This is a genomic window from Mesorhizobium sp. M8A.F.Ca.ET.165.01.1.1, from assembly GCF_004792065.1.
Lineage (GTDB): Bacteria > Pseudomonadota > Alphaproteobacteria > Rhizobiales > Rhizobiaceae > Mesorhizobium.
In genome coordinates, this window is record NZ_SRTH01000024.1 from 18,894 (window position 1) to 43,024 (window position 24,131).

At 64.2% G+C, this 24,131-nt stretch carries 19 protein-coding genes; 17 read left to right on the forward strand and 2 right to left on the reverse strand.

The window, feature by feature from the left end:
- Nucleotides 1-17 precede the first annotated feature (17 nt).
- The 15 genes from mraY (at nucleotide 18) to EN808_RS32885 (ending at nucleotide 19,606) form a co-directional block, all read left to right on the forward strand.
- Nucleotides 18-1,100: a phospho-N-acetylmuramoyl-pentapeptide-transferase gene (mraY, locus tag EN808_RS32815; protein ID WP_015317207.1), complete on the forward strand. Its 1,083-nt coding sequence runs from the start codon at nucleotides 18-20 to the stop codon at nucleotides 1,098-1,100.
- Between the two features lie 8 nt (nucleotides 1,101-1,108).
- A complete protein-coding gene (gene murD, locus EN808_RS32820; protein ID WP_135918050.1) occupies nucleotides 1,109-2,509 on the forward strand; it encodes a UDP-N-acetylmuramoyl-L-alanine--D-glutamate ligase in 1,401 nt (466 codons plus the stop codon).
- Complete coding sequence (gene ftsW, locus EN808_RS32825) at nucleotides 2,509-3,660, forward strand: putative lipid II flippase FtsW (RefSeq protein WP_127275791.1); 1,152 nt, start codon at nucleotides 2,509-2,511, stop codon at nucleotides 3,658-3,660. Before murD ends, ftsW begins: the two co-directional genes overlap by 1 nt.
- Before the next feature lies 1 nt (nucleotide 3,661).
- Complete coding sequence (gene murG / locus EN808_RS32830) at nucleotides 3,662-4,789, forward strand: undecaprenyldiphospho-muramoylpentapeptide beta-N-acetylglucosaminyltransferase (RefSeq protein WP_127275790.1); 1,128 nt, start codon at nucleotides 3,662-3,664, stop codon at nucleotides 4,787-4,789.
- Nucleotides 4,786-6,186 (forward strand): UDP-N-acetylmuramate--L-alanine ligase, encoded by a 1,401-nt coding sequence (gene murC, locus EN808_RS32835; RefSeq protein WP_127871689.1) that lies wholly within the window; start codon nucleotides 4,786-4,788, stop codon nucleotides 6,184-6,186. Before murG ends, murC begins: the two co-directional genes overlap by 4 nt.
- Nucleotides 6,183-7,148: a UDP-N-acetylmuramate dehydrogenase gene (gene murB, locus EN808_RS32840; protein WP_135918051.1), complete on the forward strand. Its 966-nt coding sequence runs from the start codon at nucleotides 6,183-6,185 to the stop codon at nucleotides 7,146-7,148. Before murC ends, murB begins: the two co-directional genes overlap by 4 nt.
- Before the next feature lie 302 nt (nucleotides 7,149-7,450).
- Nucleotides 7,451-8,377, forward strand: coding sequence for a D-alanine--D-alanine ligase (locus EN808_RS32845; RefSeq protein ID WP_127280468.1), 927 nt, complete (start codon nucleotides 7,451-7,453; stop codon nucleotides 8,375-8,377).
- Nucleotides 8,365-9,306 carry a cell division protein FtsQ/DivIB gene (locus EN808_RS32850; protein WP_135918052.1) on the forward strand — a complete coding sequence of 314 codons (942 nt, stop codon included), beginning with the start codon at nucleotides 8,365-8,367 and terminating at the stop codon, nucleotides 9,304-9,306. Before EN808_RS32845 ends, EN808_RS32850 begins: the two co-directional genes overlap by 13 nt.
- Nucleotides 9,303-10,610: a cell division protein FtsA gene (ftsA, locus tag EN808_RS32855; RefSeq protein ID WP_010910249.1), complete on the forward strand. Its 1,308-nt coding sequence runs from the start codon at nucleotides 9,303-9,305 to the stop codon at nucleotides 10,608-10,610. The genes EN808_RS32850 and ftsA overlap by 4 nt, the downstream gene beginning before the upstream one ends.
- 66 nt (nucleotides 10,611-10,676) lie before the next feature.
- Nucleotides 10,677-12,356, forward strand: coding sequence for a cell division protein FtsZ (ftsZ, locus tag EN808_RS32860; protein ID WP_127871687.1), 1,680 nt, complete (start codon nucleotides 10,677-10,679; stop codon nucleotides 12,354-12,356).
- Nucleotides 12,357-12,636: 280 nt separating this feature from the next.
- A complete protein-coding gene (gene lpxC, locus EN808_RS32865) occupies nucleotides 12,637-13,587 on the forward strand; it encodes a UDP-3-O-acyl-N-acetylglucosamine deacetylase (protein WP_127279709.1) in 951 nt (316 codons plus the stop codon).
- Between the two features lie 262 nt (nucleotides 13,588-13,849).
- A complete protein-coding gene (locus tag EN808_RS32870) occupies nucleotides 13,850-14,719 on the forward strand; it encodes an outer membrane protein assembly factor BamD (protein WP_127279708.1) in 870 nt (289 codons plus the stop codon).
- Nucleotides 14,720-14,902: 183 nt separating this feature from the next.
- The gene (gene recN / locus EN808_RS32875) at nucleotides 14,903-16,576 is read left to right on the forward strand and encodes a DNA repair protein RecN (protein WP_127871686.1); all 1,674 of its coding nucleotides are present in this window, start codon (nucleotides 14,903-14,905) and stop codon (nucleotides 16,574-16,576) included.
- A 133-nt stretch (nucleotides 16,577-16,709) separates the two neighbouring features.
- Nucleotides 16,710-18,914 carry an NAD-dependent DNA ligase LigA gene (gene ligA / locus EN808_RS32880; protein WP_135918053.1) on the forward strand — a complete coding sequence of 735 codons (2,205 nt, stop codon included), beginning with the start codon at nucleotides 16,710-16,712 and terminating at the stop codon, nucleotides 18,912-18,914.
- Nucleotides 18,911-19,606, forward strand: coding sequence for a TIGR02453 family protein (locus EN808_RS32885; protein WP_127871684.1), 696 nt, complete (start codon nucleotides 18,911-18,913; stop codon nucleotides 19,604-19,606). Before ligA ends, EN808_RS32885 begins: the two co-directional genes overlap by 4 nt.
- A 123-nt stretch (nucleotides 19,607-19,729) precedes the next feature.
- Here EN808_RS32885 and EN808_RS32890 read toward each other — a convergent pair whose 3' ends face one another.
- Entirely contained in the window at nucleotides 19,730-20,488 is a 759-nt protein-coding gene (locus EN808_RS32890) for an SDR family oxidoreductase (protein WP_127279894.1), read from the reverse strand.
- Nucleotides 20,489-20,709: 221 nt separating this feature from the next.
- Between EN808_RS32890 and EN808_RS32895 the strand changes: the two genes are divergently transcribed.
- Both EN808_RS32895 and EN808_RS32900 read left to right on the forward strand, forming a co-directional pair.
- A complete protein-coding gene (locus EN808_RS32895) occupies nucleotides 20,710-21,438 on the forward strand; it encodes an AzlC family ABC transporter permease (protein WP_127279895.1) in 729 nt (242 codons plus the stop codon).
- Entirely contained in the window at nucleotides 21,435-21,731 is a 297-nt protein-coding gene (locus EN808_RS32900; RefSeq protein ID WP_127279896.1) for an AzlD family protein, read from the forward strand. Before EN808_RS32895 ends, EN808_RS32900 begins: the two co-directional genes overlap by 4 nt.
- Before the next feature lie 351 nt (nucleotides 21,732-22,082).
- Here EN808_RS32900 and EN808_RS32905 read toward each other — a convergent pair whose 3' ends face one another.
- Nucleotides 22,083-23,927 carry an aminopeptidase P family protein gene (locus tag EN808_RS32905; RefSeq protein WP_135918054.1) on the reverse strand — a complete coding sequence of 615 codons (1,845 nt, stop codon included), beginning with the start codon at nucleotides 23,925-23,927 and terminating at the stop codon, nucleotides 22,083-22,085.
- Nucleotides 23,928-24,131 lie beyond the last annotated feature (204 nt).

Here is a 24,131-nt window from a genome sequence, read left to right on the forward strand (position 1 = left end):
TCGGGGGACGAAAGCGCATGTTCACACTGCTGGTCGATTTCGCGGACAAGGTCTCTGTCTTCAATGTCTTCCGCTACATCACGTTCCGCACCGGCGGGGCGCTGATCACCTCGGCGCTGATCGTCTTCATCTTCGGGCCGACCATCATCAATTCGCTGCGGCTCAGGCAAGGCAAGGGCCAACCGATCCGCGCCGACGGGCCGCAGACGCATTTCAAGAAGGCGGGTACGCCGACCATGGGCGGACTGATGATCCTGTCCGGTATCATCGGCTCGTCGCTTCTATGGGCGAACCTGTCCAGCATCTATGTCTGGGTGGTGCTGTTGGTGACACTCGGCTTCGGCTCGATCGGCTTTTATGACGACTATCTGAAGGTGACCAAGCAGTCGCATCTCGGCTTCTCCGGCAAGGCGCGGCTTGCGTTGGAATTCGTTATCGCCGGCATCGCCGCCTGGGCGATCATGCACAATGGCCAGGCGCCGTTCTCGTCGTCACTGACATTCCCCTTCGCCAAGGAATTCATCATCAACCTCGGCTGGTTCTTCATCCCGTTCTCCTGCTTCGTCATCGTCGGCGCCGGCAATGCGGTGAACCTGACCGACGGCCTCGACGGTCTGGCGATCGTGCCGATCATGATCGCGGCGGCGTCCTTCGGCGTCATCGCCTATCTCTCGGGCAACGCGGTCTTCGCTGAATACCTGCAGATCCATTTCGTGCCGGGCACCGGCGAACTGGCGGTCGTGCTTGGCGCGGTCATTGGCGCCGGCCTTGGCTTTCTCTGGTTCAACGCGCCGCCGGCGGCGATCTTCATGGGTGATACCGGGTCGCTCGCCATGGGTGGCCTGATCGGCACGGTCGCGGTCGCCACCAAGCACGAGATCGTGCTCGTCATCGTCGGCGGCTTGTTCGTGGTCGAGATCCTCTCGGTCATCATCCAGGTCGGCTACTTCAAGATGACCGGCAAGCGCGTGTTCCTGATGGCGCCGATCCATCATCATTTCGAAAAGCTCGGCTGGACCGAAAGCCAGGTGGTGATCCGCTTCTGGATCATCGCCGTCATCCTGGCGCTGGTCGGCCTCTCCACCCTCAAGCTCAGATAGGCTGCCATTTGATCCCCGCCGCATCCTTCGCAGGCAAGCGTGTTTCGCTCTTCGGGCTCGGCGGCTCGGGGATCGCCACGGCGCGCGCTCTGATCGAGGGCGGTGCGCAAGTGCTGGCCTGGGACGACAATCCCGACAGCGTCGCCAAGGCCGCCGCCACCGGCATCGCAACCGGCGACCTGCGTGGCGCCGACTGGGCCGGCTTTTCCGCTTTCGTGCTGTCGCCCGGCGTGCCGCTGACCCATCCCAAGCCGCACTGGACGCTGGAGCTCGCGCGTGGCGCAGGCGTCGAGGTGATCGGCGACATCGAGCTTTTCTGCCGGGAGAGGACACTCAGCGCTCCGGATGCTCCCTTCATCGCCATCACCGGCACCAACGGCAAGTCGACGACGACGGCGCTAACGGCGCATATCCTTCAAGCTACCGGGCGCGACACGCAGATGGGCGGCAATATCGGCCGCGCGGTGATGACGCTCGATCCGCCGAAGCCCGACCGGCATTATGTGGTCGAATGCTCGTCCTACCAGATCGACCTTGCGCCCTCGATCAATCCGACGGCCGGCATCCTGCTCAACCTTACGCCCGACCATCTCGACCGCCACGGCACCATGCAGCACTATGCTTCGATCAAGGAGCGGCTGGTGGCGGGCAGCGAGACGGCGATCATCGGCATCGACGATTCCTGGTGCGCGCAGATCGCCGAGCGGCTGGAGCGGGCGGGGCGGCAGGTCATCCGTATTTCCAAGCGGCTGCCGCTGACCGACGGCTATTTCGCCGACGGCACCAACCTGATGGAAGCGGTGCATGGCCGCTACAGCCGTGTCGCCTTCCTCGAAGGCATCGGCTCGCTGCGCGGCCAGCACAATGCGCAGAACGCGCTGGCCGCCGTCGCCGCCTGCCTCAAGGTCGGTCTCGACCTCGGCGAGATCCAGTCGGGGCTCGAAAGCTTCCCGGGCCTCGCCCACCGCATGGAGCAGGTCGGCCGCAAGGACCATGTCCTGTTCGTCAACGATTCCAAGGCGACCAACGCCGATGCGGCTGCTCCCGCACTGTCCAGCTTCAGCCGCATCTACTGGATCGCCGGCGGTCTGCCCAAGGAGGGCGGCATCGAACCGTTGCGCGGCTTCTTCCCGCGCATCGCCAAGGCCTATCTGATCGGCGAGGCCGCCCCCGCCTTTTCGGCGACGCTGGGCGAGGCCGTGCCCTACGAAATCTCGGGCACGCTGGCGGCCGCGGTCGAGCATGCCGCGCATGACGCGGCCAAGGACGACAGCGGCGAGGCGGTGGTGCTGTTGTCGCCGGCCTGCGCCAGTTTCGACCAATTCAAGAATTTCGAGGTCCGCGGCGAAGCCTTCAGGCAAGCTGCGAGCGCTATAGATGGCGTCAAACCCATCGGAGGGGCACGATAATGCAGAGCCGTCTCGACAAAAGTCCGGTCGCAACCTGGTGGTGGACCATCGATCGCTGGTTCCTGGCGGCGTTCCTGTCGCTGATGGGGCTCGGCATCGTGTTGTCCTTCGCGGCAAGTCCCGCGGTCGCCGAACGCATCGGCCTCGACAGTTTCCATTTCGCCACCCGACAGATCATCTTCACCGTGCCCGCGCTCGGCGTGATGTTGGCGGTCTCCTTCCTCGATTCCAGAGAGATCCGGCGCATGTCGCTGATCATGCTGTGCCTCATGCTGGTGCTGATGGTGGCGGTGCTCTATGTCGGCGTCGAGGTGAAGGGCGCACGGCGCTGGGTCTCGCTCGCCGGCCTGTCGATCCAGCCGTCGGAATTCCTCAAGCCGGCCTTCGTCATCATGTGCGCCTGGCTGTTCGCCGAACACAAACGCCAGCCCGACATTCCCGGCAATCTGTTCGCCATGCTGCTGCTGGTGCTGGTCGTGTCGCTGCTGGTGGCGCAGCCGGACCTCGGCCAGACCATGCTGACCACCGGCACCTGGGGCATCATGTTCTTCATGGCCGGGCTGCCGTGGCTGTGGATCATCGTGCTCGGTGCGGCCGGCGTCGGCGGCGTCTTCGCCGCCTATACGGTGTTTCCGCACGTCGCGCTGCGCATCGACAAGTTCCTCACCGGCGAAGGCGACACGTTCCAGGTCGACATGGGGCGTGACGCGCTGATCAATGGCGGCTGGTTCGGCGTCGGGCCGGGCGAGGGCACCGTCAAGCGGGTCATCCCCGACAGCCATGCCGACTTCGTCTTCTCGGTCGCGGGCGAGGAGTTCGGGCTGATCATGTGCTTCTTCATCATGTCGATCTTCGCCTTCATCGTGCTGCGCGGTCTCAACACGGCGCTGAAGGAGCATGACGACTTCACCCGTTATGCGGTCGGCGGCCTGGTCACCGTGTTCGGCCTGCAGGCCGTCATCAACATGTGCGTCAACCTGCAGCTGGTGCCGGCCAAGGGCATGACGCTGCCCTTCATCTCCTATGGCGGCTCCTCGCAGATCGCCATCGCCATCTCGATGGGGATGGTGCTGGCGCTGACGCGCAAGCGGCCGGAAAAGCGCAAGCAGATGGGCTTTGCGCTGCCGCAGCGCGCCATGCCGGCGGAGTGACATGGCCAGAGGCGTTATCCTTCTCGCCGCGGGCGGAACCGGCGGACATCTGTTTCCAGCCGAAGCGCTGGCGCATGAACTCATCGAGCGCGGCTGGGCGGTGCATCTGGCGACCGACACCCGCGCCGAACGGTTTGCCGGCCATTTCCCGGCAGCGGCCATCCATCCCATCCAGTCGGCGACGTTGGGCTCGAAAAACCCCTTCGCCCTGCTTGGCGCCTTCTGGAAAATCTGGAGTGGCGTGCGTCAGGCCTCCGCCGTCATCGGCAGGATCAAGCCGGAGGCCGTCGTGGGCTTTGGCGGCTATCCGACCTTGCCGCCGCTCTATGCGGCGACGCGGCGCAAGGTGCCGACGCTGATCCACGAGCAGAACGCGGTGATGGGGCGCGCCAACCGGGCGCTGGCCGGCCGCGTCGACGCGATCGCCGGCGGCTTCCTGCCGCAAGATGAGAGTGCGGCCGGCGCCAAGACGGTGACGACCGGCAATCCGGTCAGGCCAGCGGTGCTCGAAGCAGCCAGGACACCTTACGTGGCTTCAACCGGGGATGAGCCTTTCCGCCTGCTGGTGTTCGGCGGCAGTCAGGGCGCGCAATTCTTTTCCGATGCCATGCCGGGGGCAGTCGCGCTGCTTTCCGATGCACAGCGCAGACGCCTCGTCATTACCCAACAAGCTCGCGCGGACGACGTGGCGCGGGTGAAGGCGGCCTATGCCGCGCTCGGCGTCGCCGTCGAGGTCTCGCCGTTCTTTACCGACATGGCGGCGCGCATTGCGGCGGCGCATCTGGTGATCTCGCGCTCCGGCGCTTCCACCGTCTCGGAGATCGCCGTCATCGGCCGGCCGGCACTGCTGGTGCCCTATCCCTTTGCGCTCGACCACGACCAGGCGGCCAATGCGGCGGCGCTTGCCGCCGCCGGCGGCGGCGAAGTGCATGTGCAATCATCGCTTTCGTCCGAGCGTATCGCGGCACTGCTCGGCGCCCTGATAGACCAGCCGGAGCGGCTCGCGACGATGGCTGCCGCGGCCAAATCGGTCGGCCGGCCGGACGCGGCACGGTTGCTCGCCGATCTCACAGAGGCTATTGCGTCCCGCAAAACAGTATCGGATTTCAGGAAGGGGACGCACCCATGAAGATGCCGCAGACCATTGGCCTCGTGCATTTCATCGGCATTGGCGGCATCGGCATGAGCGGCATCGCCGAGGTGCTGCACAATCTCGGCTACAAGGTGCAAGGATCCGACCAGGCGGACAGCGCCAATGTGCAACGGCTGCGCGACAAGGGCATCGAATGCTTCGTCGGCCACAAGGCCGAGAATCTCGGTGATGCCGAGGTCATCGTCGTCTCGACGGCGATCAAGAAGTCGAATCCGGAACTGAAGGCCGCGCGGGAGAAATTGCTACCCATTGTCCGCCGCGCCGAGATGCTGGCCGAGCTGATGCGTTTCCGCCAGGCTGTCGCCATCGGCGGCACGCATGGCAAGACGACGACGACCTCGATGGTGGCGACGCTGCTCGAAGCCGGTGGGCTCGACCCGACCGTCATCAATGGCGGCATCATCAATGCTTATGGCACCAATGCGCGCATGGGCGACGGCGAGTGGATGGTGGTCGAAGCCGACGAAAGCGACGGCACCTTCCTCAAGCTGCCCGCCGACATCGCCGTCGTCACCAACATCGATCCCGAGCATCTTGATCATTATGGCAACTTCGACAATGTGCGCGAAGCATTCCGCCAGTTCGTCGAGAACGTGCCTTTCTATGGTTTCGGCGTGATGTGTACCGATCACCCGGAAGTGCAGGCCCTGGTCGGGCGCATCGAGGACCGGCGCGTCATCACCTATGGCGAGAACGCACAGGCCGATGTGCGCTTCACCAACCACCGCATGGCGGGAGCGACCTCGGAGTTCGACGTGATCATCCGCGACCGCAAGGGCCGCGGCCAGACGACGATAGCGGGCCTGCGCCTGCCGATGCCTGGCCGCCACAATGTGTCCAACGCGACGGCCGCGATCGCCGTCGCGCACGAACTCGGCCTGTCGGCCGAGGCAATCAAGAAGGGCCTGTCGTCCTTTGCCGGCGTCAAGCGCCGCTTCACGCATACCGGTTCCTGGAACGGTGTCGACGTGTTCGACGACTATGGCCACCACCCGGTCGAAATCTCGGCGGTGCTGAAGGCGGCGCGCAGCGCCACCAATGGGCGTGTCATCGCCATTGCCCAGCCGCACCGCTTCACCCGGCTGCATGATCTGTTCAACGAGTTCTCCGCCTGTTTCAACGATGCCGACACGGTGATGGTGGCGCCGGTCTACGCCGCCGGCGAAGAGCCGATCGACGGCGTGACCTCGGACGCGCTGGTGTCGCGCATACGTGCCGGCGGCCATCGCGACGCGCGCTACATCGAGGGGCCGGCCGATATCGCGCCCGTCATCCGCGACATCGCCAAGCCTGGCGACTTCGTCGTCTTCCTGGGTGCCGGCAATATCACCCAATGGGCCTATGCGCTGCCGAAGGAGCTCGCCGCCTCATGATGAACGGCCAGGCCCTGATCGACAGACTTGGCGACCGGCTTGCCGGCCTGCGTGGCCGCATCACGCCAAATGCCGAGATGGACAAGATCACCTGGTTCCGGGCAGGCGGCCTTGCCGAGGCGCTGTTCCAGCCGGCGGACGAGGTGGACCTTGCCGCTTTCCTCAAGGCGGTTCCCGAAGAAATTCCCCTGACGATTGTCGGCGTCGGCTCGAACCTTCTGGTCCGCGACGGCGGCATTCCGGGTTTCGTCGTCAGGCTTTCCGCCAAGGGCTTTGGCGAGGCCGAAGTCATTTCCCCGATCAGGATCAGGGCAGGTGCCGCCACGCCCGACAAGCGTGTGGCGGCAGTGGCGCTCGAGGCCGGCATTGGCGGCTTCCATTTCTACCACGGCATTCCAGGCGCCATCGGCGGCGCGCTCAGGATGAATGCCGGAGCCAATGGCGTCGAGACGCGCGAGCGCGTCGTCGAGGTGCGTGCGCTCGACCGCAAGGGCAATGTCCAGACGTTGAGCAATGCCGAGATGGGCTATGCCTATCGCCATTCGGCGGCGCCTGCCGGGTTGATCTTCACGTCGGCCGTCTTCGAAGGCTTTGCCGAGGACAAGGCAGCGATCAAGGCGGCGATGGAGGCGGTGCAGAACCACCGCGAGACCGTGCAGCCGATCCGCGAGAAGACGGGCGGCTCGACCTTCAAGAATCCGGAAGGCACATCGGCCTGGAAGGAAATCGACAAGGCGGGTTGCCGCGGCCTGATGATCGGCGGCGCGCAGATGTCGCCGATGCACTGCAACTTCATGATCAACACCGGAACCGCGACCGGCTACGACCTCGAATATCTCGGCGAGACGGTGCGCGCGCGGGTGCTCGAGCATTCGGGCATCCGGCTGCAGTGGGAGATCAAGCGTATCGGCAATTTCCGCTCCGGGCATGCCGTGCAGGAGTTCCTCGGCCAGCTTCTTTAGCGCATCTTGAAGTTCACGTGATGCGTGAACATCAACGGGATCGAAATGCCGTGAAGTCGTTGCTGCAAAGACTCAGCGAGACGGTTTTCGCATCCATTTTCTCACAAAGTGAATCCCTCGGAATCATAAGCACTTGCCAGTGAATCAACTCTCTGATTCTCTGCCCTAAAGCGTTTCCTGATTTGAGTCGTTCGACGCGTTACCCGCGTTTTCCGTCTGGGGGGCAACCTGCCAGGAGACTCGGACTCAATGTTGCGGAAATCCTTGGGTTTTTAGTCCGCCGTGAGAGGGGATGACGGGGAATGAAGAACAAGCATGTGGCCGTATTGCTGGGAGGTTTCTCGTCCGAGCGGCCCGTGTCCCTGTCTTCTGGAAAGGCCTGTGCAGATGCGCTCGAGCAGGAAGGCTATCAGGTTACCCGTGTCGATGTCGGGCGCGACGTCGGTTCGGTGCTCGCCGAGCTCAAGCCCGATGTCGCCTTCAATGCGCTGCATGGGCCTTTTGGCGAGGATGGCACCATCCAGGGCATCCTCGAATATCTCGGCATTGCCTACACCCATTCCGGCGTGCTCGCCTCGGCGCTCGCCATGAACAAGGAGCAGGCGAAGAAGATCGTCAAATCGGTCGGCGTGCCTGTCGCCGAATCAAAGGTCGCCAATCGTTTCTCCATCCAGAACAAGCATCCGATGAAGCCGCCCTATGTGGTCAAGCCGGTGAGCGAAGGGTCGAGCTTCGGTGTCGTTATCGTCTCGGAGGGGCAGTCGCATCCGCCGCAGGTCATCGGGTCGTCCGAGTGGAAATATGGCGATACCGTCATGGTCGAGCGCTACATCCATGGGCGCGAACTGACCTGCGCCGTCATGGGAGACGTGGCGCTCGGCGTCTGCGAGATCATCCCAACGGGCCATTCCTTCTACGACTATGATTCAAAATATGTCGCGGGCGGATCAAAACACGAATGCCCCGCAAAAGTTTCACCGAATATTTACCAAAAAATACAGACACTGGCGCTCAAGGCTCACCAAGCTGTCGGCTGTCGGGGCGTTTCCCGGTCGGACTTCCGTTATGACGATCGTCACTCCGAAAATGGCGAGGTTGTATGGCTCGAGGTCAATACTCAGCCGGGCATGACGCCGACGTCTCTGGTGCCTGAAATTGCCGCCCATGCCGGGCATTCGTTTGGTGAACTGTTGAGTTGGATGGTGGAGGACGCTTCGTGTCTGCGTTGAAATGGGGACAGGGCAAGGTGAGGGGCGCGGCCGGGCCGTCGCTGTTCGGCCTGCCATTGTCGTTGGACCATTTCGTTCTGCCGCGCGTGCTTCGCCGCCCGGTGCGCATCCTGACGCGCCTGAGTGATGGTGAATTTCAGGCGCCGCGCTTCTCCGCCGCGATCATGTCGTCGGTGCTGCTGGCTTCGAGCGGGGCCTATGGCGCCTACCTTGGCGGTCATGCCGACGGCATCATTCAAAGCATCACCGCCCGTACCGGCTTTGCCGTCGATCAGGTCAAGGTGGTCGGCAACCGCCAGACTTCCGAGATCGACATTCTCGACCGGCTCGAGCTCGATGGCTGGACGTCGCTGATCGGCTTCGATGCCGAGGCCGCGCGGGAGCGCATCGCTACCTTGCCGTGGATCGAGATTGCCGCGGTGCGCAAGGTCTATCCGCACACGCTGGAAGTGCGCGTCGAGGAGCGCGAAGCCTTCGCGCTCTGGCAGCAGGGCGATGATCTCTCCGTCATCGAAAAGGATGGCGCCGTCATCGCGCCGTTCTCGGGCGGCAAGCAGGTGCTGCTGCCGCTGTTGATCGGCACCGGCGCGCCGGCCAAGGCGCCTGATTTCCTGGCCAAGATCGAGCAATATCCCGACCTCGCCAGCCGCATCAAAGGCTATGTCCGCGTCGGCGAGCGGCGCTGGGACCTCAAGTTGGACAACGGCATCACCGTCAAGCTGCCCGAAGACGACGAGGACCAGGCGCTCGCCGAACTCGTCAAGATGGACCATGACAAGGGGCTGTTGTCGCGCGATATCGCCGCTGTCGACATGCGCCTGACAGACCGGCTGGTCGTGGAGCTGACGCCGCAGGCGGCGACGCAGCGCGAGGCCGCGCTCAACGAGAAGCCGAAAACCCTCAAGCGCAAGCCGGAGACGAAGATATGAGCTGGCTTGGCGGTTCTGGCGATGCCTCGTCGCGCCGGTCCGGCACCCTGACGGTGCTGGATGTCGGCTCGAACAAGGTCTGTTGCATGGTGGCCAAGCTGAAGCCGAACGATGACGGCAAGCTTCTGCGCGGCCGCTCTCACCGGATCCAGGTGATCGGCATCGGCCACCAGAAATCGCAAGGGGTGAAGTCGGGCGTCGTCGTCGATCTCGACCGCGCCGAGCATGCCATCCGCCTCTCCGTCGACGCCGCCGAGCGCATGGCCGGGCTGACGGTCGATTCGCTGATCGTCAACATGACCGCCGGACGACTGAAGAGCGAAGCCTTTTCAGCCACCATCAACCTCGGCGGCCACGAGGCCGACGAGGCCGATATCAAGCGCGTGCTCGGTGCCGGCGCCAAGCAGGCGCTGAAGGCCGAACGCGAGGTGATCCATTCGCTGCCCGTCGGCTTCTCGCTCGATGCCGAGCGCGGCGTGCGCGATCCGCGCGGCATGGTGGGCGATGCGCTTGGCGTCGACATGCATGTGCTGACCGGTGATGCGGCGCCGATGCGAAATCTGGAGCTCTCCATCAACCGTTCGCACCTGTCGGTCGAGCGCATGGTGGCGACGCCCTATGCCAGCGGGCTGGCGGCACTCGTCGACGACGAGCTCGAACTCGGAGCCGCCTGCATCGACATGGGCGGCGGCACGACGACGATCTCGGTGTTTTCGGAAGGCAAGTTCGTCCATGGCGACGCCATCGCCATCGGTGGCAATCATGTGACGCTCGACATGGCCAAGGGGCTTTCGACGTCGCTCGATGCCGCCGAGCGGCTGAAGGTGATGCACGGCTCGGCGCTGCCGGGCAGCGCCGACGACCGCGATCTGGTCTCGATCCAGCCGATCGGCGACGATGGCGACGTGCCGCTGCAGATCCCGCGTTCGGTGATGACGCGCATCGTGCGCGCCCGCATCGACGAGACGCTCGAACTCTTGCGCGACCGGCTCAACAAATCCGGCTACGGCAATGCGGTCGGCAAGCGCGTCGTGCTCACCGGCGGCGCCAGCCAACTGGCCGGCCTGCCCGAGGCGGCACGCCGCATCCTGGGGCGCAATGTGCGCATCGGCCGCCCGCTCGGCGTGGCGGGCCTGCCAGAAGCAGCGAAAGGCCCGGCTTTCTCGGCCGCGGTCGGGCTTCTGATCTATCCGCAGATGGCGAGCTTCGAGAGCCATCCGGCGAAAGGTATTTCCGGTCTCAGGATGACCGGAACGGGCGGAAAACTGCATCGCATGAGTCAGTGGTTGAGAGACAGTTTCTAATTGACGGGGACAGCCCCATAGGCGGCCGCGGCGGCGAAGCGGCGTGAAAGGTAAAGGACGGAGACAATGACCATCAATCTGCAGAAGCCGGACATCACCGAGCTTAAGCCGCGCATCACCGTGTTCGGTGTTGGCGGCGGCGGCGGCAATGCCGTGAACAACATGATCACCGCCGGACTGCGCGGTGTCGAGTTCGTCGTGGCCAACACCGACGCGCAGGCGCTGACCATGTCGAAGGCCTCGCGGCTGATCCAGCTTGGCGCGCATGTCACCGAGGGGCTCGGTGCCGGATCGCAGCCGGAAGTCGGCCGCGCGGCGGCGGAAGAGTGCATCGACGAGATCCTCGACCATCTCACCAACACCCATATGTGCTTCGTCACCGCCGGCATGGGCGGCGGCACCGGTACGGGTGCTGCTCCGGTGGTTGCCCGCGCAGCCCGCGAGAAGGGCATCCTCACCGTCGGCGTCGTCACCAAGCCGTTCCACTTCGAAGGCCAGCGCCGCATGAAGACGGCCGACTTCGGCATCGAGGAGCTGCAGAAGTGCGTCGATACGCTGATCGTCATCCCCAACCAGAACCTGTTCCGGCTGGCCAATGACAAGACCACCTTCGCCGACGCCTTCGCGATGGCCGACCAGGTGCTCTACTCCGGCGTTGCCTGCATCACCGACCTGATGGTCAAGGAAGGCCTGATCAACCTCGACTTCGCCGACGTGCGTTCGGTGATGCGCGAGATGGGCAAGGCGATGATGGGCACCGGCGAAGCTTCGGGCGAAGGCCGCGCGATGGCCGCCGCGGAAGCCGCGATCGCCAACCCGCTGCTCGACGAAACCTCGATGAAGGGCGCCAAGGGCTTGCTGATCTCGATCACCGGCGGCCGCGACCTGACCCTTTTCGAAGTCGACGAGGCGGCGACCCGCATCCGCGAAGAAGTCGACCAGGACGCCAACATCATCCTGGGCGCCACTTTCGACGAGGAACTCGAGGGCGTCATCCGCGTCTCGGTGGTCGCGACCGGCATCGACAAGTCGGCCGCTGAAATCGCCGCCGCGCCGATCTCGATCCGCACGGCGCCGCCGAAGCCGGCCGCCCGGCCGGCCGTCGCCGCGGTGGAAAGCCGCCCGGCGCCGGTCCAGCAGGCCGTGTATGAGCCGCGCGCCGCCGATCCAGTTGCCGAAGCCATCCAGTTGGCCGAAGCGAACGCCGCTGCCATGGCGCAGGCTCGTCCGGCACCGGTCGCCCATGCGGACGATTTCCGCCCGCAGAGCAAGATCTTCCAGGCGCCGCCCGCGCAACCGATGCCTCAGCCTGTTGTCCAGCAGATGATGCAGCCGGCTGCGCAGCCGCGCGAAATGCTGCGTGAGGTCCAGCAGCCGGTGGCGATGGCGCCGCAGCGCATGCCGCGCGTCGAGGATTTTCCGCCGGTCGTGAAGGCGGAGGTCGACGCCAAGAGCCGTCCCGCCGACCATGAGAACAGCGGCCCGATGGGTCTCCTGAAGCGCCTGACCAATGGCCTGACCCGCCGCGAAGAGGAGCCTGCACGGCTGCAGCCGGCGCAGCCGCGCGAGCCCAAGCTGCGCCAGGCCGCACCGGAAGTGCGCCGCCTCGCCAGCCAGGACGCCCAGCTCTACGCGCCGCGCCGCGGCCAGCTGGACGACCAGGGCCGTCTGACGCCGCAGGTGAGGGCGACTCAGGACGATGATCAGCTGGAGATTCCGGCGTTCCTGCGCCGCCAGGCCAACTGAGCGGTTAACGGATTGTAACAATTGTTAACAGGCAAGCAAGAAATTGCTTGCCTGTTAACGTTTAAAAGGCTGTATAATCAATAGGTTATCGTGTCATACAGGTTCCAGTTCGCGGTTACAAAGAGTAAGAAACCGTGATTTGGAGTCTCCCTGCCGGGACATTATCTTCGCTGCCTACCATGGTCGGTATGCGGGGATTTCGGGGGAAGTAGCCCTGCCTGCCGATTTAACAAGAGCCGCGCCCTCGGGCTGGAGAAGCGGACCTAGGCATTACGGGCTTATGGGGATTGTCTTGCACGACCACCAGACGACAGTGAAGACGCGCGCGTCGCTTACAGGCACCGGCGTTCACAGCGGCAAAGAAGTTTCCATCAGTTTCCTGCCCGCGGATGCCGATACCGGCATCGTGTTCCAGCTTCTCAATGGCGACGGGCAGGGCCGTGAGTTCCGCGCCCTGTTTTCCGAGATCGGCGCCACCGATCTTTGCACCATGCTTGGCGATCCCTCGGGCGAGCACATCGCCACGGTCGAGCATATCATGGCCGCCCTGTTCGGGCTCGGCATCGACAATGTCATCATCGAGATCGACGGCCACGAGGTCCCAATCCTCGACGGCAGTGCCATGGCGTTCGTCGAAGCCATCGACCAGGCCGGCATCGAGGTGTTGGCCGTCAAGCGCCGCTATATCAGGGTGGTCAAGCCGGTCCGCATCGAGAACGGCGCCTCCTGGGCCGAGTTCAGGCCCTATGACGGCACCCGCTTCGAGGTCGAGATCGATTTCGAAAGCCCGGCGATCGGCCGCCAGCTGTTCGCATCGGACATCAATGCCGATATTTTCCGCCGCGACATCGCCCGCGCCCGCACCTTCGGCTTCATGAAGGACGTCGAACGGCTGTGGGCCGCCGGCTATGCGCTGGGATCCTCGCTCGAGAACTCGCTGGTGATCGGTGACGACAACCGCGTCATCAATATGGGTGGCCTGCGCTACCCCAACGAATTCGTGCGCCACAAGACGCTCGACGCCATGGGCGACCTGGCGCTGGCCGGCGCGCGCTTCATCGGCTGTTTCCGCTCCTATCGCGGCGGCCACCGGCTGAACGCCGCCGCGCTGCGGCGCCTGCTGTCGGACCGCACGGCCTTCGAGATCGTCGAGACGACACGCCGCGAGCGTGGCCGGGCCGCCGAGATGAACGCCGTCAACGCGCCGCTCTATGCGCCATGGATGATCTGATTTTCTTAATCTTTTTCGCATTGCATGGCGGTATGGGTGTTGCATGAATGCATCATCCATCAGCGAAATTGCATAGATTTTCGCGCTGCGGTCCGTCGCCACAAAAATGTGCGATTGGCTGGACATAGCGTTGCCGGGCAAGGCGGTTATGGTTTATGGCTGCTGCCGTCGATTAATGCATGTCGCCTAGAAGTGGGGACCATTTTTGGGACAACAGCATGCAAGAGGCACTAAAATAACGCCGAAAGGGCGCAATCCAATCATGTTCTTCAAGCGAGTCGGTCAATCGAAAGCGCCGCAGCGGTCTGTCTTCCTGGCGCTTTCGGTGGTTGTTCCATCGCTCTTTCTGTCGGCCTGCATGTCGTCGGAGAAAGATATCGACCTTTCGACCTATGTCGACCAGACCGAGCCGGCCGACGTTCTCTACAATCAGGGCCTCGCAAACATGAATGCGGGACGCCTGGACGAGGCGAGCAAGAAGTTCGACGCCGTCGACCGCCAGCATCCCTATTCGGAATGGGCCCGCAAATCGATGGTGATGGGCGCGTTTGCCGACTATCGGAAGGGCAGCTACGAGGACGCGATCCAGTCGGCAAAGCGGTACCTGGCCCTCTATCCGTCCACGGATGACGCACCCTATGCCCAGTACATCATCGGTCTCAGCTACTATCGCCAGATCAAGGACGTGACGCAGGACCAGAAGGAAGCACGCCAGACCGTGCAGACGATGCAAGACCTGGTGACGCGCTGGCCGACGTCGGAATATGTCGACGACGCCAAGGAAAAGATCCGCTTCGCCAACGACCAGCTCGCCGGCAAGGAAATGCAGATCGGCCGTTATTATCTGGAGCGCCGCGAGTACATCGCCGCCGTCAAGCGCTTCCGCACCGTGGTCGAAAACTATTCCAACACCCGCCATGTCGAGGAAGCGCTCGCCCGCCTCACCGAAAGCTATTACGCGTTGGGCTTGACCTCGGAGGCCCAGACGGCGGCCGCGGTCCTCGGCACCAACTATCCCGACAGCTCGTGGTACAAGGATTCCTATAAGCTGCTGCAGAGCAACGGTCTGGCGCCACGCGAAAATGCCGGATCGTGGATATCCAAGGCCGGGAAGCTGATCACCGGCGCCTGACCGCGGAGCTCCGAGCGAAGCGCGCAGTGTGCTTTTTCGGATTGATCCGAAGCTCAAACAAAAAGATAGTGCGGCGCTGCGACTCCAACTGTCGGGTGCCGCCTTAATTTTTTTGTTTTCGTGCCTGTCGTTATCCCGAAACCGGGTCCACTTCTGGGCGGCATGCAATAGGTCCGGTTTCTCATGCTTTCCAGACTGTCGATCCGAGATATCGTCCTGATCGAAAAGCTGGACATCGACTTCCAGCCGGGTCTCTCCGTGCTGACCGGCGAAACCGGCGCCGGCAAATCCATCCTGCTCGATGCCCTGTCGCTGGCGCTCGGCGCGCGCGGCGATGCCTCGCTGGTGCGCCATGGCGCGTCGCAGGGCCAGGTCATTGCCGTGTTCGATGTTCCGCGCAACCATCCGGTGCGCGCGCTGCTTGCCGAAAACGCCATCGAGGATGACGGCGACGTCATCCTGCGCCGCGTGCAGACGGCGGACGGCCGTACCCGTGTGTTCGTCAACGACCAGCCGTCCAGCGTGACGCTGATGCGCGATGTCGGCCGCGCACTGGTCGAGATCCATGGCCAGCATGACGAACGCGCTTTGGTCGATCCGGGCGCGCACCGCGATGTGCTCGATGCTTTCGGCGGCCATCTCGGCGCCGTCCGCGCGACAGGCGAGGCATGGCGGCACTGGCGCGCCTGCGAGCAGGAGTTGACGCGCCATCGCGCCAAGGTGGCGGCCGCCGCCCGGGAGGCCGACTATCTGCGCGCCGCGGTCGCCGAACTGACCAAGCTCGATCCGCAGCCCGGTGAGGAAACCGAACTTGCCGAGCTGCGCGCCCATATGATGCGCGCCGAAAAGATCGCCTCCGAAATCCACGACGCGCAGGATGTGCTTTCGGGCCCGTCCTCGCCCTTGCCGCAACTGGCCAGCCTGCTGAGGCGGCTGCAGCGCAAGGCGACGGAGGCGCCCGGGCTGCTCGAGGACGTGGTCAAGTCGCTGGATGAAGCGATGTTGTCGCTCGACGCGGCGCAATCGGGCGTCGAGGCGGCGCTTCGCGCCACCGAATATGACCCGCAACGGTTGGAGAAGGCCGAGGAGCGGCTGTTTTCGCTGCGCGCGGCCTCGCGCAAGCACAGCGTCGCCGTCGACGATCTGGCGCAATTGCGCGACACGATGGTTGCCGATCTAGCCGACCTCGATGCCGGCGAGGAGCGCCTGCACGGACTGGAAAAGCAGGCCGCCGCCGCGCGCGAAACCTACGACATCGCCGCCGCACAGCTGTCCTCGCTTCGCCATGCCGCGGCGGTCGGCCTGACCAAGGCGGTGATGGCCGAATTGCCGGCGCTGAAGCTCGAACGCGCGGCCTTCATCGTCGAGATGAAGAGCGAGGCCGAGAGCCGCATGGAGGAGGGCATCGACCAGATCGAGTTCTGGGTGCGCACCAATCCCGGCACGCGGCCCGGCCCGATGATGAAAGTCGCGTCGGGTGGCGAGCTGTCACGCTTCCTGCTGGCGCTGAAAGTGGCGCTTGCCGATCGCGGTTCGGCGCCGACACTGGTTTTCGACGAAATCGACACCGGCGTGGGCGGCGCGGTGGCCGACGCCATCGGCCAGCGGCTGGCGCGGCTGTCGAAGCGTGTCCAGGTGCTTTCCGTCACCCATGCTCCGCAAGTGGCGGCGCGCGCGGCAACACATTTCCTGATCTCCAAATCGGGCAGCACCGACCGTGTCGCGACCGGAATTGCCGAGATGGACAGGACGGCGCGGCAGGAGGAGATCGCCCGCATGCTGGCCGGCGCCACTATCACCGACGAGGCGCGCGCCGCCGCCGAGCGGCTGCTGCGCGAGAATACAAACGCGGCATGAGACTATCGGGCGTCATGGGGCGAGTCAGGATATGGCTCCATCCTGCTGTTCAGGAATGATCTTTTCCGAAAACCGGTTCCCACCTTTCACGATCATGCTCTATTGTGGCGCGCCACCGTTCAGGGACAAAAGCATGGCCGAAAAACCCGTCGATTCGCTCAGCGAAAGCGAGGCTGAAGCCGAACTCCAGCGCCTTGCCGAAGAGATCGCCGGTCACGACCGGCGCTACCATGCCGAGGACGCGCCTACGATCACGGACGCGGAGTATGACGCGTTGCGACGGCGCAATCTTGCCATCGAGGAGCGCTTTCCCGGGTTGGTGCGTGAGGATTCGCCCTCGCTCAGGGTTGGTGCCGCACCGGCGGAAGGCTTCACCAAGGTTCGCCACGCCGTGCCGATGCTCAGCCTCGCCAAGGCCTATACCGACGAAGATGTCACCGATTTCATCGACCGTGGCCGGCGCTTCTTCGACCGCGACAAGGACCTCGACATCGCTTTCACCGCCGAGCCGAAGATCGACGGGCTGTCGGCTTCGCTGCGTTACGAAAAGGGCGTCTTCGTGCAAGGTGCGACGCGCGGCGATGGTGCGGTCGGCGAGGACATCACCGCCAATTTGAGGACCATCGCCGACATTCCCGCGAAGCTCAAAGGATCAGGCTGGCCTGAAATCATCGAGATCCGTGGCGAAGTCTATATGACCTATGCCGAATTCGAGGCGCTCAAGGCGCGCTCGGCGGCTGTCGGCGGCCAGGATTACGTCAATCCGCGCAATACGGCGGCCGGATCGCTGCGCCAGAAGGATCCCTCCGTCACCGCCAGCCGCAACCTCAAATTTTTCGCCTATGCGTGGGGCTATACTACGGCCGATCCGGCGCCGACCCAGTACGAATCGGTGCAGAAATTCGCCGATTGGGGTTTCAAGATCAGCCCTCTGATGGTGCGGGCCAAATCGGTCGAGGAACTGGTCGCGCACTACCACCGGATCGAGGAGCAGCGCTCGTCGCTCGGCTATGACATAGACGGCGTCGTCTACAAGGTCGACCAGCTGGAGCTGCAGCGCCGCTGGGGTTTCGTCACCGGTGAGCCGCGCTGGGCCGTCGCGCACAAATTCCCGGCCGAACAGGCGATGACGACCGTGCAGAAGATCGACATCCAGGTCGGCCGAACCGGCACGCTGGCGCCGGTCGCGCGGCTTGCGCCGGTGACCGTCGGCGGCGTCGTGGTGGAAAACGTCACGCTGCACAATGAGGATTATATCAAGGGCCTAGACAGCACCGGCCAGCCGATCCGCGACGGCATCGACGTGCGCATCGGCGACACCGTCGTGATCCAGCGGGCAGGGGATGTCATTCCACAGATCGTCAGTGTCGTCATCGACAAGCGTCCGGCCGATGCCGTGCCATACGAATTCCCGCACACCTGCCCGATCTGCGGCTCGCCGGCGACGCGCGAGATCAACGAGAAGACCGGCAAGGAGGATTCGCGCCGCCGCTGCACCGGCGAACTGATCTGCCCGGCGCAGGCCGTGGAAGGGCTGCGCCATTTCGTGTCGCGCGGCGCCCTGGATATTGAAGGCCTGGGCGCGGAGAATATCGACACGTTCTTCAATGCCGGGTTGATCAAGACAGCCGCCGACATCTTCACGCTGAGGGAGCGCCGCCCCGCCGTGACCAAGGCGCTGGCCGAGCGGCGCGAGGAGCAGGCAAGGCAGCGCGAGGCGGCGTCCGGCAAGACGCGCAAGAATGTGCGCAGCGTCGAGGACCGCAACTATGAAGGCCTGGACAAGCTGTTTGCGGCAATCGATTCGCGCCGCGAGCCGGAGCTCGACCGCTTCATTTTCGCGCTCGGCATCCGCCATATCGGCGAAACCACGGCCGCGGTACTTGCGCGAACCTTCTCGACCATCGAGGAGCTTATCCGAGTCGGCAAGGAGACTGCGGCGGCGGAGAATCCGCATGCGGTCTTCCCATCGATCAACGGCATTGGCGATACGGTGATCGATGCGCTTCGCGATTTCTTCGGCAACGAGCGCAATGACGACGTGCTCGAGAAGCTGCTGCAGCAGGTCAAGCCGAAGCCATATATCGTCACCGTCTCGGCCGACAGCGAAGTCGCCGGCAAGACGATCGTCTTTACCGGTTCGCTGGAAAAGATGACCCGCTCGGAAGCCAAGGCGATGGCCGAGCGTCTCGGCGCCAAGGTGGCCGGCTCGGTTTCGGCCAAGACCGATTTGCTGGTGGCCGGTCCTGGCGCCGGTTCCAAGCTCAAGCTTGCCAGCGAACTCGGCGTCGAAGTCATCGATGAGGACACCTGGCTGCAGCGGGTCGGCAAATCGTGACGGACGGGGCATTCAAAGGGTTCGGCCCAAAGGCCATTCCGTTCCTGAAGGCATTGGATTTCCACCAGAGTCGCGAGTGGTTCCTGGAAAACCGCGACCTGTTCGAAAAGGAATTGCGCGACCCACTGGGGGATCTCGTCGAGACGCTTACTCTGCGTTTTGCGCAGGCTGGCCTCGGCCTGCGTGGCGATCGCAAGAAGTCGCTGTTCCGCATCAACCGCGACGTGCGCTTCGCCAAGGACAAACGACCCTATAACCGGCATCTGTCAGCTATCCTGTCGCCGGACGGCACCAAGATGGAGCAGGGTGTGTTCTTCGTCCATATCGGGCTCGAGCGCTGCTTTGCCGGCGTCGCCTGGTGGCAGCCGGCGCCGGAACTGCTGACGGCCATGCGCAAGGCCATCTCAAGCCATCCCGATACGTTTCGCGCCGTGGTGGCGGCGCTGGGGAAAAATGGCCTCGAACTCGATGCCGAAGGCGGCATGAAACGCACGCCGCGCGGCTTCGAACACGTCGCCGACAAAGATCTTGTCGCCGCCATCCGCAACCGGCACTTCGCCGTTCGCCACGCAATCGATCCGGCTGGTATCCACGGGCCGGGACTGGTCGAGGAACTCGTCGATTTCACCATGCGCGCCAAGCCACTGCTCGACTGGGGCAGGGCGATCGAGGGCACGGCGCCGGGAAGCTAATGCATGTCGCCCGGAAATGTCCTCGGTTCCGGGACAACGACATGCATAAAATCAGAAGCTTACAGGAGGTCGGCGAATCCTATTCGCCGCGACATACTGTAGCCCAGCGCTTTGATTGCGGCGCTACATCCGCATCAAAAGACCGCCGTCGACGGCCAGTTCAATTCCAGTGACGTAACTTGCCGCGTCGGAGAGCAGGAAAAGTGCTGCGTTGGCCATGTCTTGCGGCGTGCCGATGCGGCCGAGCGGCGTGTAGCTGGCGACGGCGGCGCGCTTCTCCTCGGTGTCCCAGCGCGCCTGCAATGGCGTCAGCGCCATGCCCGGGCAGATGGCGTTCGACCGGATGCGATCGCCGGCCAGTTGCATGGCGAGCGACTTGGAGAGCGCGCAGACGCCGGCCTTCGAGGCCTGGTAGGCATCCTGCGGGGTCGGATCGCCGCGATACCACTGGATGGTCGAGAAATGCACCATGGCGCCGCCGCGGCCGCCCGCGCGCATATGTGGCACGACCGCCCGCGCCGTGTGCACGAAGGATTTCAGGTTGATGTTGAAGACCTGATCCCAGACGTCGAGGTCCATCTCCAGGGCCGACTTGTCGCGGCCGAACCAGAGCACCCCTGCGACATTGGCAAGATAGTCGATGCCGCCGCGCTCACGGCCCGCAGCATTGATGGTCTGTTCGACAAAGGCGGCATCGGTGAGATCGCCCTGCGCGAAAATGAGCCTGTCGTCATAGGCGGCGAGCGATGCCGGGCGTGGCTTGATGTCGATGGCGGTGACGGAAGCGCCGGCATCGAGCAGCGCCAGGGTAATCGCCTCGCCCATGCCGCCGCCAGCCCCGGTGACGACCGCATGCCTGCCGGTGAAATTATAAACGATCATCCGCAACCCCTTTTTTCGCCAATCTGCAATCACCGGACAATAGCGTGCCTTTACGCGGAACTGCAGAGCCATTGTGATCTCGCGTCGATATGACGGAGCGCGGGCCAAATTCCGGCGTGAAAGGCTTGCCGATGATTTCCGCTGATCGTTTGGCTCAAGCGAATTCGTGTGACAAGGCTGGGCATGCCCCCTACATACCGCCACTCCTCATGGAGTGGCCGATGGCGACGGACGTGATTTCAGAGAGCGGCGCGAAAAGCGATTTCTGGCAAGGGGTTAGGCTCTCCATGCCGGTTGTGGTGGCGTCGGCGCCGTTCGCGGTGCTGTTCGGTGCGCTCGCCGTCGACAATGGGTTTTCGGTCCTTGAAGCCTTCCTGATGAGCGCGCTGGTCTATGGCGGCGCCAGCCAGATGGTCGGCATCCAGTTGTTCGGCCAGCATGTCGCGCCATGGTTGGTCGTGCTCTCGATCTTCGCCGTGAATTTCCGTCACGTGCTCTATTCCGCCGGCATCGGCCGGCGCATCGCGCACTGGCCTGTCATCAGCCAAGCACTCGGCTATTTCATCCTCACCGATCCGCAATTCGCGGTCGCCGAGGCACGCGCGCAATCCGGCCAGACTGTGGGCTTCGCCTGGTATCTGGGGCTTGGCCTGCCGGTCTATCTGTTCTGGATCGTCGAAAGCGCGCTCGGTGCGCTGTTCGGCAAGCTCATTCCAGATACGCATGCGCTGGGCATCGATTTCCTGCTGCCGATCTATTTCCTCGGCCTTGTGATGGGCTTCCGCAAGCGGCCGCTGTGGCTGCCGGTGGTCGTCGCCAGTGCCTGCGCGTCCATCATTGCCTACAAGACGGTGGGTTCGCCCTGGCACGTCTCCATCGGCGCCATCGCCGGCGTGCTGCTGGCTGTCATCCTGCCGCCGCACCATAGCGGCGTGGAGACAAGGCCATGAGCACGACATTCTGGATCATCATCGCCGGCGCGATCGCCACCTATCTCACGCGCATCGGCGGGCATCTGGTCATCTCCCGCTTCGACCACATCCATCCGCGCGTAGAAGCCGGCCTCAACGCGGTGCCGGCGGCAGTGCTGACGACGCTGGTGGCGCCGGAACTGCTGAATGCCGGACCGGCGGAGTGGGCAGCGTTGGTTGTCACGGCGGCGGTTTCGTTGCGTGGCGGGTTGATGGCGATGTTTTTGACGGGTGCTGCGGTGTTGATTCTGGCGCGGCAGTTCGTGGGATGATCTCGCCAGCGTGATCGTTTGCCCCATTTGACCTGCCGTCCTTCGCAGCGTGCATGGCGGCTTGGCCCATGCATTGGTCTCAGACTAGGTTGCGTCGGTCGACCCCCACTCCGTCTCGGCTTCGCCGAGCCACCTCTCCCCCGATCGACGGGGTAGAGGAAAGGCGCCAGGTTTTATGCCGTCAACGCTCGTCCAGCAAAGCTCCCTTCCTTTCCCTCCGGAGGGGGGAAAGGTGGCGCTGCGAAGCAGCGACGGATTGGGGGAACCACCTGGCAATCAAGCCTCGCACAGATCCGTCACCGCAGTCACAAAAGATGTGTGCATCGCCTAGCGCAACGGGGAGAAAGATGCTCAAATCTTCGCGTCGTGCGGCAGTGGTGCCGTCGCCTTTTCCAGCCAGGCCAGTGTTTCGCCGTCGAGCATCGGCCCGATCTCGGCCGCGACGCGGGCGTGGTAGGCGTCGAGCCAGTGCAGTTCGTCACGGGTCAGCAAGTCCGATCGCACCAGCCTGACGTCGATCGGCGCCAGCGTCAGCGTCTCGCAAGCGTGCATGGCGATGTCGCCGCCCTCGATCTGTTCGGCCGGCGTCACCAGGATGAGGTTCTCGATGCGGATGCCGTAGGCGCCTTCCTTGTAATAGCCGGGCTCGTTGGACAGCATCATGCCTTCGAGCAGCTTTTCGGTGCCGGTGCGGGCGATGCGCTGCGGACCCTCATGCACGGCAAGATAGGAGCCGACGCCATGGCCGGTGCCATGGGCGAAGTCGCAGCCATGCTTCCACAACGCCATGCGGGCGACGGCGTCGATCTCGGAGCCGCGCGTGCCGGCGGGGAAGCGCAGCGTGGAAATGCCGATCATGCCTTTCAGCACCAGCGTGAAGCGTTCGCGCATCTCTTCGGTCGGCTGGCCGATCGGCACGGTGCGGGTGATGTCCGTGGTGCCGTCCTGGTATTGCGCGCCGGAATCGAGCAGGAACAGCTCTCCGGCCTCAAGCTTGCGGCTGGTGGCGCGCGAGACGCGGTAATGCATGATGGCGCCGTTCGGGCCGGCGCCGGAAATAGTGTCGAAGGAGACATCGCGCAGCGGCATCTGGGTTTCCTCGCCGGTTTGCCGGCGCGTCTCTTCGAGCCTGGTGACGACCGCGATCTCGTCGAGCGAGCCGGGCTTCTGCCGGTCGAGCCAGCACAACAGCTTGGCCACCGCCGCGCCGTCGCGGCGATGCGCGGCGCGCGAGCCGTTGATCTCGGCCTGGTTTTTGGTGGCGCGAGGGATGCGGGCGGGGTCGGGCGCGGCAATCACCGTGCCGCCATTGTCCTCGACCAGCATGCGCAGCCGGTCGGCCGCCAGCACCGGATCGAGCGCGATTTTCGCGCCGCTCTTGGCAAGTGCTGCGATCGCGGCCTCGAATTCGCCGGGCTCATGCGGATCGGCAAGCTGGGTGAGGTAGGCGGCGACCTGGCGCGAGAACTTGCGGCTGTCTATGAACAGCTGGTGCGCCCCGTCGGCGGCGAGGATGGCGAAGCCGAGCGCCAGCGGCGTGTGCGGCACGTCGCCGCCACGGATGTTGAAGGCCCAGGCGATGGAGGAGGGGTCGGTCAGCACCGCATGGGTAGCGCCTTCCTTGCCGATCGCCGTCGCCAGCCGCGCCAGCTTGTCCTTGGCGAGCTCGCCGGCAAAGCCGATCGGGTGCAGCTCGACCGGGGTCACGGGTGCGCCGGGCTGATCCTTCCAGATGATGTCGATCGGGTTCCTGTCGAGCGGCACGAGCACCGCGCCGATCTTGTCGGCGGAGGCCTGCAGCGCCTTGACCTCGCCGATCGTGTGCAGCCAGGGATCGAAGCCCAGCCGCGCCCCTTTGCCCAGGTGATCCCTGAGCCAGACGGCAGGCGGGTTGTCGACGAGGCTTTCGATCGAGAAGATGCCGAGGTCGACTTCGCCCCGCACCTGCAGCGTGTAGCGCCCGTCGACAAAGACAAAGGCACGGTCGCGCAGCACGATGGCGACACCGGCCGAGCCGCTGAAGCCGGTCAGCCATTTCAGCCGTGCGGATCGATCGGCCACGTATTCGCCCTGGTGCTCGTCGGCGCGCGGAACGATGAAGCCATCGAGGCCATTGTCGCTGAGCCATTGGCGCAGCAGCGCCACGCGCGGCTTGCCGACCGCCGGGTCGCCCGCGGAATCGAAGGTCTGGAACATGGTGGGCCTCCTTGGTATCCGCGCGACCGTAACCTATGGGCCTGGAAAAGCGGAATCGATTTCCAGCTGGCGCAAACTGCTACAGCGACTGCCGGGTGACAACCAAATGAGACTGGTCCAGCCATGGCGTGAAAGGGGACGGCGCCGGCATTCTCTCGGTGATGCCGCCTTGCCAACACGCATCAAGTTCTAGGAATTAACCTA